The sequence below is a fragment of the Sulfurovum sp. genome, from assembly GCF_036568385.1.
Taxonomy (GTDB): domain Bacteria; phylum Campylobacterota; class Campylobacteria; order Campylobacterales; family Sulfurovaceae; genus Sulfurovum.
In genome coordinates this window covers 1-7,412 of sequence record NZ_DATCSP010000095.1, presented here as the reverse complement: position 1 = coordinate 7,412, position 7,412 = coordinate 1, and the positions used below count along the sequence as shown (strand labels likewise).

General features: G+C 44.5%; 8 protein-coding genes. 1 reads left to right on the top strand and 7 read right to left on the bottom strand.

The genetic code is table 11. The annotated features are described in order from the left end of the window. The 6 genes from VIM88_RS10105 to VIM88_RS10080 form a co-directional block, all read right to left on the bottom strand. Nucleotides 1-564, bottom strand: a 564-nt coding sequence (locus VIM88_RS10105; protein ID WP_331862770.1) for a cyclic nucleotide-binding domain-containing protein, incomplete at its 3' end; no start/stop codon positions are given. 43 nt (nt 565-607) lie between these two features. Then, entirely contained in the window at nt 608-2,275 is a 1,668-nt protein-coding gene (locus VIM88_RS10100) for a cation acetate symporter (protein WP_331862769.1), read from the bottom strand. Continuing rightward, a complete protein-coding gene (locus VIM88_RS10095) occupies nt 2,275-2,595 on the bottom strand; it encodes a DUF485 domain-containing protein (protein WP_331862768.1) in 321 nt (106 codons plus the stop codon). Before VIM88_RS10095 ends, VIM88_RS10100 begins: the two co-directional genes overlap by 1 nt. Before the next feature lie 56 nt (nt 2,596-2,651). Beyond that, nucleotides 2,652-4,025 (bottom strand): OprD family outer membrane porin, encoded by a 1,374-nt coding sequence (locus VIM88_RS10090; protein ID WP_331862767.1) that lies wholly within the window; start codon nt 4,023-4,025, stop codon nt 2,652-2,654. Nucleotides 4,026-4,160: 135 nt separating this feature from the next. Then, the gene (locus VIM88_RS10085) at nt 4,161-4,823 is read right to left on the bottom strand and encodes a response regulator transcription factor (RefSeq protein WP_331862766.1); all 663 of its coding nucleotides are present in this window, start codon (nt 4,821-4,823) and stop codon (nt 4,161-4,163) included. After that, nucleotides 4,804-6,393, bottom strand: a complete 1,590-nt coding sequence (locus tag VIM88_RS10080) for a cache domain-containing protein (protein WP_331862765.1) — start codon at nt 6,391-6,393, stop codon at nt 4,804-4,806. Before VIM88_RS10080 ends, VIM88_RS10085 begins: the two co-directional genes overlap by 20 nt. A gap of 232 nt (nt 6,394-6,625) precedes the next feature. Between VIM88_RS10080 and ppa the strand changes: the two genes are divergently transcribed. Further along, nucleotides 6,626-7,144: an inorganic diphosphatase gene (gene ppa, locus VIM88_RS10075; protein WP_331862764.1), complete on the top strand. Its 519-nt coding sequence runs from the start codon at nt 6,626-6,628 to the stop codon at nt 7,142-7,144. A gap of 50 nt (nt 7,145-7,194) precedes the next feature. Here the strand turns inward: ppa and VIM88_RS10070 are convergent. Then, the coding region (locus VIM88_RS10070) for an N-acetylmuramoyl-L-alanine amidase (protein WP_331862763.1) at nt 7,195-7,412 on the bottom strand (218 nt) is incomplete at its 5' end.

Sequence of the window (7,412 nt, the reverse complement as noted above, 5' to 3'; positions counted from 1 at the left end):
GTCATCATTCTCTACAAGTATACACGTAGCACCCTCTCCATCCATACGCTTGAGCGCCTCTACTATGGGGGTATCCGGCGCTGCGACATACGCTTTATGCAAAATGGACCCATCAAGTCTGGCGACCATCAAGTCACTCATAGAAGCATATTCTTTCTTTTCTTTCAGAAGATCGATACGCTCTACGATACTTGAAAAGAAATAATGGTTGAACTGCCTATTGCTTGCACAAAGGTCCAAAAATGTTGCTTTAGGGATCTCGAAACATATCAACTCTTCTGTCACTTTGTAATGATATGCCGAAGGTTGATCTTCAATGATCTCCATACCGCCGAAGCTATCATTCGTTTGATAGATATCAACATGTTCTTCATTCTCATCCACTACCTCAACGGTACCTTTTATCACTACAAAGAGGGTCTGAGGTATCTCGTCTTTTTGTATCAGCAGTGTATCGTTGGGATAATAGGCAATCTGCACCTCTTTCTCGATACGGCCAAACTCTTTTCTATCGAGGATTGAAAAAGGCGGATGAGCTTTTAAGTTCTCTAGCAGTGTTATCACTTCAGCTTCCAATCACCAGGGCCGAAGCCCCGGAAAATACCCACTAATGGGCTACTGCTCCATGGGACCCGATCCCTGTCTGGCACCTGATGTCCTGTGCATCAAACTCTTCCTGACATCTTTTCGCATCCTCACTCTTATCTGTGATCGAGAAGAACCAGATAGCTATAAATGCCATTGGCACAGAGAATACTGCCGGGAACTTGTATGGAACGATCGCTTCGGCATTGCCCAGGATCTGAGTCCATACCACAGGACCAAGGATTACCAGCACCAATGCAGAGATCAATCCAACATAACCGCCAAGTACCGCACCTCTTGTCGTAAGCTTCTTCCAGAAGATCGACATAAAGAGTACAGGGAAGTTGGCAGATGCCGCAATGGTAAACGCCAGTGCCACCACGAATGCGATGTTCTGCTTCTCAAATGCGATACCAAAGATAATGGCTGCGATACCAATGGCAACAGTAGCCATTTTGGAAACATTCATCTCTTTTCTCTCATCCAGCTTGCCTTTTACAAATACATTGGCATAGAGGTCATGGGAGATCGCAGAGGCACCCGCCAGTGTAAGACCCGAAACAACAGCCAGGATCGTAGCAAATGCAACCGCTGAGATAAATCCAAGGAAGTAGTCTCCTCCCACCGCATGCGCCAGCCATACTGCCGCCATGTTGTTCATACCCTTAAGTGTGACACCGTCCGCTGCCAGGTAGATACCATTTTCTGCACCAAGTACCAGTACGATCGCACCGAATCCCATGATGAATGTCAGTACATAGAAATATCCGATCAACCCTGTGGCCACAAATACGGACTTTCTGGCCTCTTTTGCATCTGCCACCGTAAAGAACCTCATAAGAATATGCGGAAGACCCGCCGTACCGAACATCAATGCGATACCAAGAGAGATCGCTGAGACCGGGTCACTGACCAGACCGCCGGGGCTCATGATCTCTACCCCTTTTGAGTGGATCTCTGTTGCCTGCGTAAAGAGTGCATCAAAACTGAACCCGAACTCCGCCATGACCATGATGGACATGAAGGTAGTACCTGCAAGAAGCAATACCGCTTTGATGATCTGTACCCATGTGGTCGCAAGCATACCGCCAAAGGCAACATAGAGGATCATCAGTATACCGACAAGTACGACTGCGAACTCATAGTCCATTCCAAATAAAATTTCGATCAGTTTACCTGCACCGACCATTTGCGCGATCAGGTAAAGAACAACAACCGAAATAGACCCCAGTGCAGCCAGGATTCTTACAGGCTTTTGCTTCAATCTATAGGCAGTGACATCTGCAAAGGTATATTTACCCAGGTTTCTGAGCTGTTCAGAGATCATGAAGAGAATGATCGGCCAGCCTACCAGGAAGCCGATAGAGAAGATAAGGCCATCATACCCTTTCAGATACACCATACCGGTAATACCGAGAAAAGAGGCCGCAGACATATAGTCACCGGCAATCGCTGTACCATTCTGTGTCCCGGTGATCCCGCCGCCTGCGGTATAGAAGTCACTGGCCGACTTTGTTCTTTTGGAAGCCCAGTAGGTGATCCCAAGTGTTGCCGCAACAAAAATAAAGAACATCACAATAGCCGGAATGTTCAGCTCCTCCGCTTTGGTACCCTCACCCATATCTGCTCCCGCTGCCAATGCAGCTGTCAAAGAAGCCATCATAAATAGAGATAAAATTCTACCTAACATTAGTTCATCTCCTTTTCTATATCATTTTTTAGTTCATTCAAGAGTCCGTCAAACTCTCCGTTCGCTCTTCTTACATAAACCCCTGTCATTGCAAATGCAAACACAATGATAGCGATACCTACAGGTATCCCCCATGTGGCCATGCCGTCTGGGCTGATCTTTGTTCCCAATGTTTCCGGGCTGAATGCAATAAATAAAATAAATGCATAATAGACCACCAACATAACGATCGTTAAAGTCCAGGCGAACCTGCTTCTTGTACTTACAAGTTTTTGGTACTTAGGATTGTTTTTGATCTGCTGTACTTGTTCCTGTGTCATTTTTTCTCCTTTTTATTTGATAGGATAGTTCATTATCCTACCACACTGTTCATACTTTAAAAATTATAGTTGGCGATAAGTCTGTACTCATCCCAGCTTGCTGTAGGGTGGAATTTATTTGGGAAATTCCCTCTGAATCTCAAATTGAGCGCTTTTGTCGCTTGATACTCTATATCGAAACCGGATTCAGTGGCTGTCCATGCTGTACCCTCTGCATAACTGTTGGTTGCACCGACATCAAATTCTGTATAGAAGAGAGAAGCTTTGACATCCGCATCAAGCAGTTCATTCAGCTTATAGGTTCCGGCCACTTTCCAGCTGTCCGTGTCGGAGAAGAACTGGTGTCTTGTCACCATCCCCTGTGTGAATGCCGGCATACCGCCCCATGGGCTGATGATACCGCCACCGGTTGCACCATCGCTTTCACCTGTTTGTGAATACGCAACATAGGCACTAAGTGCGCCTAAGCTGGCACCCAGTTTTACAGCCCAGTAATCACTGTCAACTTTGCCTGCCAACGCATCTCCCACATCACTCTGGCCGATGTACTGTGCGGAAGCGTTCATAGTGACATTCTCATTCAAAAGACACTTCCAACCATAATCCGCCTGAAGATAGACCGCATTGAGGATATCATGTGCATAGTAGTCCCATGCCTGCAGTGTCAAGCCATCGATACCCTTGTAAATGGCGGCTGCTGCAGTTACACCGTCGGTTTTATTGTCCGTGCTGCCATCGCCATTAAAATCATTATAGCCCAATGCAACCGTACCCATATTGACAAAATCGCCACTTTGCGCGAATGTGGTCCCTGCCCCATAACCGCTTGCAAAACCTAAGCCGTATCCATCATCGTAAATGTTGCTGAATGTACCTGTAGTCTCTTTGGTAATATGCGCCAGGATCAGTGTCGTATCTTCAATGTCCGTATTGCTGACCACTGCTGCCTCGAAAAGGTTTGGAAGCATTCTTGCATCATCCGCTCCCGCCAATGGGGTATCGAGCCTTTGACGGCCTACTTTAATGTTTGTATTGCCAAATGCATAGTTAAGATAGGCTTCTCCTATGAATAGATAACTCTCTCCGTCACGACCGATCAGTGAAGGATCGTAATAACTGGAAGTAAGATCGTTGTCAATATCCACATCATGCATATTAAAGCCATAGGTACCATAAGCAGCCACAGCTGCGGTCAATCCGTTAAAGTCGGGGGTCTTATACCCTATGTAGCCACCGGTTGCAAGTGTATTGCGGTTATTGTCCGGTTTATTGGAATAAAAATATGTTCTGTCAACATAAAATGTTCTAAACTGTCCAAACACTTCACCATAGTCCGCATCTGCTTCCTCTGCAGCTGCCAGCGCCTTTGTCTCTCCAGCAGCCATCAGCATGGTTGATGCCAGAACCGATAATACTATATACTTTTTCATATGTCTCCCTTTTAAAGTCTATTTTAAAGTATGAAGCATAAACATAGCATTAACATAGCATTAGGAGTATAGTTTTATAAAAAAAAGTTATCTGTGTATATTGGTTACAAAATGGAGAGATATGCCATCAAAAAATCACATTTTTTTGGAAAGTGTATACCCTACCCCTTTCAGTGTTGTAATCAGATCTTCTTTGAGCACTTGGCGGACCCTGTGTATCTCAGCCCTGATGATCGCATTGTCGACCGGACTGTCGTTCCATACATAGTGTCTGAGCATTTCAAAATCAACCACTTTGTTGATATTTTTTGCGAGCACATCCATGATCTGCAACTGTTTATGGGTCAGTAGCTGTTCTTCCCCGTCAAACATCAGGCGCTGATTTTCCAGATCATAACTGTACATTTTGGATATCTTTATAAAGCTTTTCGCCCTGATATCCGCGATCTTCAACAGCCTGTCTATATGCAGTCCCAATTCCTTCAGATGGAACGGCTTCTTCAGATAGTCATAACAACCCAGTTCATAGGCCTTGCTGATCTGTTCTATCTCTGTGATAGCAGAGATAAACACAGTAGGCACATAGATCTTCTCTTTTTGCAACGAATCCAGTAAAGAGAGTCCATCCATGCTCGGGGTATTGATATCCAAGATAAACAGATCATAGCTGTGGGAAGCAATGTGATCATACGCTTCCTGTCCGTCTTCAAAGGCTGTGACCTCATACCCTGAATCTGTCAGATATTCCTTGATGGCACCCTGGAGCATCAATTCATCTTCAAGTAACAATACCTTCATGCTGCTCCTCTTTTTTGAACCTGTAACCAAAGACTGTCATTGCATCATCGGACCGTACCTCTATTTTAACATTTTCTTTTTGACATATCCTATGGACGATCTCAAGCCCCAACCCAAATCCGCCGCGTACATCGTTCTCGCGTTCGAATGGCTTGAATATCCGTTCCGTGTCCTCGATTTTAGGAGAGCTGCCTGCAAACTGCAAAATGATCTCATCATTTTCCTGCGTCAGCACCACCTTCACATCCGTACCTCTGTTGGCATATTTGATGGCATTGGAGAGATTGTTGTCAACGATCCGCTGCAGTTCTTCCGGACTGAAATAGATCCAGATATCCTTTTCTATCTCCGTGATGATCGCGTGTTTGTTCCCTGATGCGATCTCTGAAAAAAAGTCTACCCTCTCTTCGAGAAAGTCAGACATATTGAAATGTTTTTTTCTATAGACAAAACGGTTTTTCTTTACCATATAGCTCAGATCATCATAGATGGTAGAGATGATCTTGCTTGCCGCCTCTATTTTGGTCAGGTACCTGTTCTCGCCTTCTTTCATTTTAAACAGGTCAATATGGGTCATGATCACGGCCAGGGGGGTGTTGATCTCATGGATCGCATGCTTGATGAAACTGTCCTGTGCCTTTACAAGAGAAGCATTGAAATCCTTCTCTTTCTCAAGCAGGATATTCTGCTCACGCAGATCTTTTGTTTTTTGTTCCACCTTGGACTCCAGGGTAAGGTTCATCTCCTTGAGCTTCTGTTTGCGCTGATGTATGACAGAGATCATCGCATTGATATACTGTACCATTTCTTTAAACTCGGAAAGGCGTATCTTCTCTTCATCTATCATCGCATAGGTGGATGAAGCTTCTTTGAAATAGCGGCTGAATGATGCTATCTCTTTTTGCAGTATACGATTGGTGATCGCAATGCCTATACTCCCCACTATAAATAGAATAGCCAGCAGAAATACCATTTTCAGAAAATACTGGTTGAGCCTGTCTTTAAGTATCTGTCTTTGGGTTTGAATATGTTTTTCCACCTCATCAAGATAGACACCTGTACCGACCATCCATCCCCAGGGTTCAAACGATTTGGCATAAGAGATTTTGGGGCTTAGGGAACCCGTAGTAGGCTTTAGCCATTGATATTCGACAAATCCGCCCTCTTTATTACGTGACACTTCTATCAGGTCCTTAATGACCATCACCCCGTTGGTATCTTGTGTATCATAAAGATTTTTACCTACATTGTGTCTTTGCACAGGATCGGAGAGCACCACGCCTTTAAGATCATAGACAAAAATATATCCTGTCCCGTCTTGCCGTCCGTAGAGTTCTTCTATGGCATGAAGGATCTGCTTCTTTAATACTTCCTCGTCTTTTGCTTCACCTCTATACTCATAGGCATCACGGATAAAGTTCAGTACGCGTGTCGTATCAAAGACGATCGTATCTTTCTGTTTTTGAATGAATTCCGGGTGTATACGCTCCGCTTCCCTTTCAAAGTTCTGATACTCTTTGTATGCCACCATGGCTGAAAACACGATAATGACCATAAGCATTGCGAGCATGCCTATCACATGTATGCTCGCAATGGTTTTATTTTTAAAAAAAGTGATACGCTTCTCCCTCAACCGCTATGCTCTTTGATACCATCTGTCTCTATTCGATTGTAAAAAAACCTTTTTTTCATAAAATCCCCAGGCCGGCATTTTATTCTGTTACGATAATACCATGATTTGATAAACTCTTTATCATATTTATGTTAGAATCTGCAAAAATTTAACCTATGGAGATATTCAAATGGATATTAGTAAAATCGGACACGGCGAAAACCCGGATGCAGTCAAAGCGATCATAGAGGTCCCACTTAACTCAGCTATCAAATACGAGATCGACAAAGAATCAGGTGCTGTTGAAGTTGACAGAGTACTCTATTCATCTATGCATTATCCTGCAAACTACGGTTTTGTGGCCAATACACTCTCCGACGATGGTGACCCGGCTGATATCCTTGTACTTTGCGACTATCCGCTTCAGGCAGGCTCCTACATCAAATGTAGACTCGTAGGTGTGCTTATGACCGAAGATGAAAGCGGCGGGGACGAAAAACTCATCGCTGTACCGACAGCCAAAATAGACCCTACCTACGCAGGGATCAACGACCTTGCCGATGTGCCGGAGCACACGCTCAACCGTATCAAGAACTTCTTTGAGACCTACAAAATGCTTGAGCCTAACAAATGGGTGAAAGTATCAGGGTTCAAAGACAAGGCAGCTGCAACCGCTATCTTGGACAAAGCCATTAAAAACTACAAATAAACGACTTCGTCATTCTCGGGATTGACCCGGGATATGGCCTGTTCGACCCGTTAAAATCCCATCTCTCTCTTTCTATTATCCAGATACCTGCCTACCCCTTCCACAATACCCTCAACAATTTTTTCCTGATAGTCTGATGTAAAGAGTCTTTTTCGCTCTTTGGGGTTGGTGATGTACCCCACTTCTACCAGAATGGAGGGTCTGCTGGCCCCTACAAGGACATAGAACGGTGCCGGCCTGACCCCGCCGTCTTTTACACCACTGTATG

Bases quoted from the DNA above. Each gene is read 5' to 3' on its own strand.
- VIM88_RS10080 (WP_331862765.1), bottom strand. From the start codon at position 6,393: ATGCTCGCAATGCTTATGGTCATTATCGTGTTTTCAGCCATGGTGGCA.
- VIM88_RS10100 (WP_331862769.1), bottom strand. From the start codon at position 2,275: ATGTTAGGTAGAATTTTATCTCTATTTATGATGGCTTCTTTGACAGCT.
- ppa (WP_331862764.1), top strand. From the start codon at position 6,626: ATGGATATTAGTAAAATCGGACACGGCGAAAACCCGGATGCAGTCAAA.
- VIM88_RS10085 (WP_331862766.1), bottom strand. From the start codon at position 4,823: ATGAAGGTATTGTTACTTGAAGATGAATTGATGCTCCAGGGTGCCATC.
- VIM88_RS10095 (WP_331862768.1), bottom strand. From the start codon at position 2,595: ATGACACAGGAACAAGTACAGCAGATCAAAAACAATCCTAAGTACCAA.
- VIM88_RS10090 (WP_331862767.1), bottom strand. From the start codon at position 4,025: ATGAAAAAGTATATAGTATTATCGGTTCTGGCATCAACCATGCTGATG.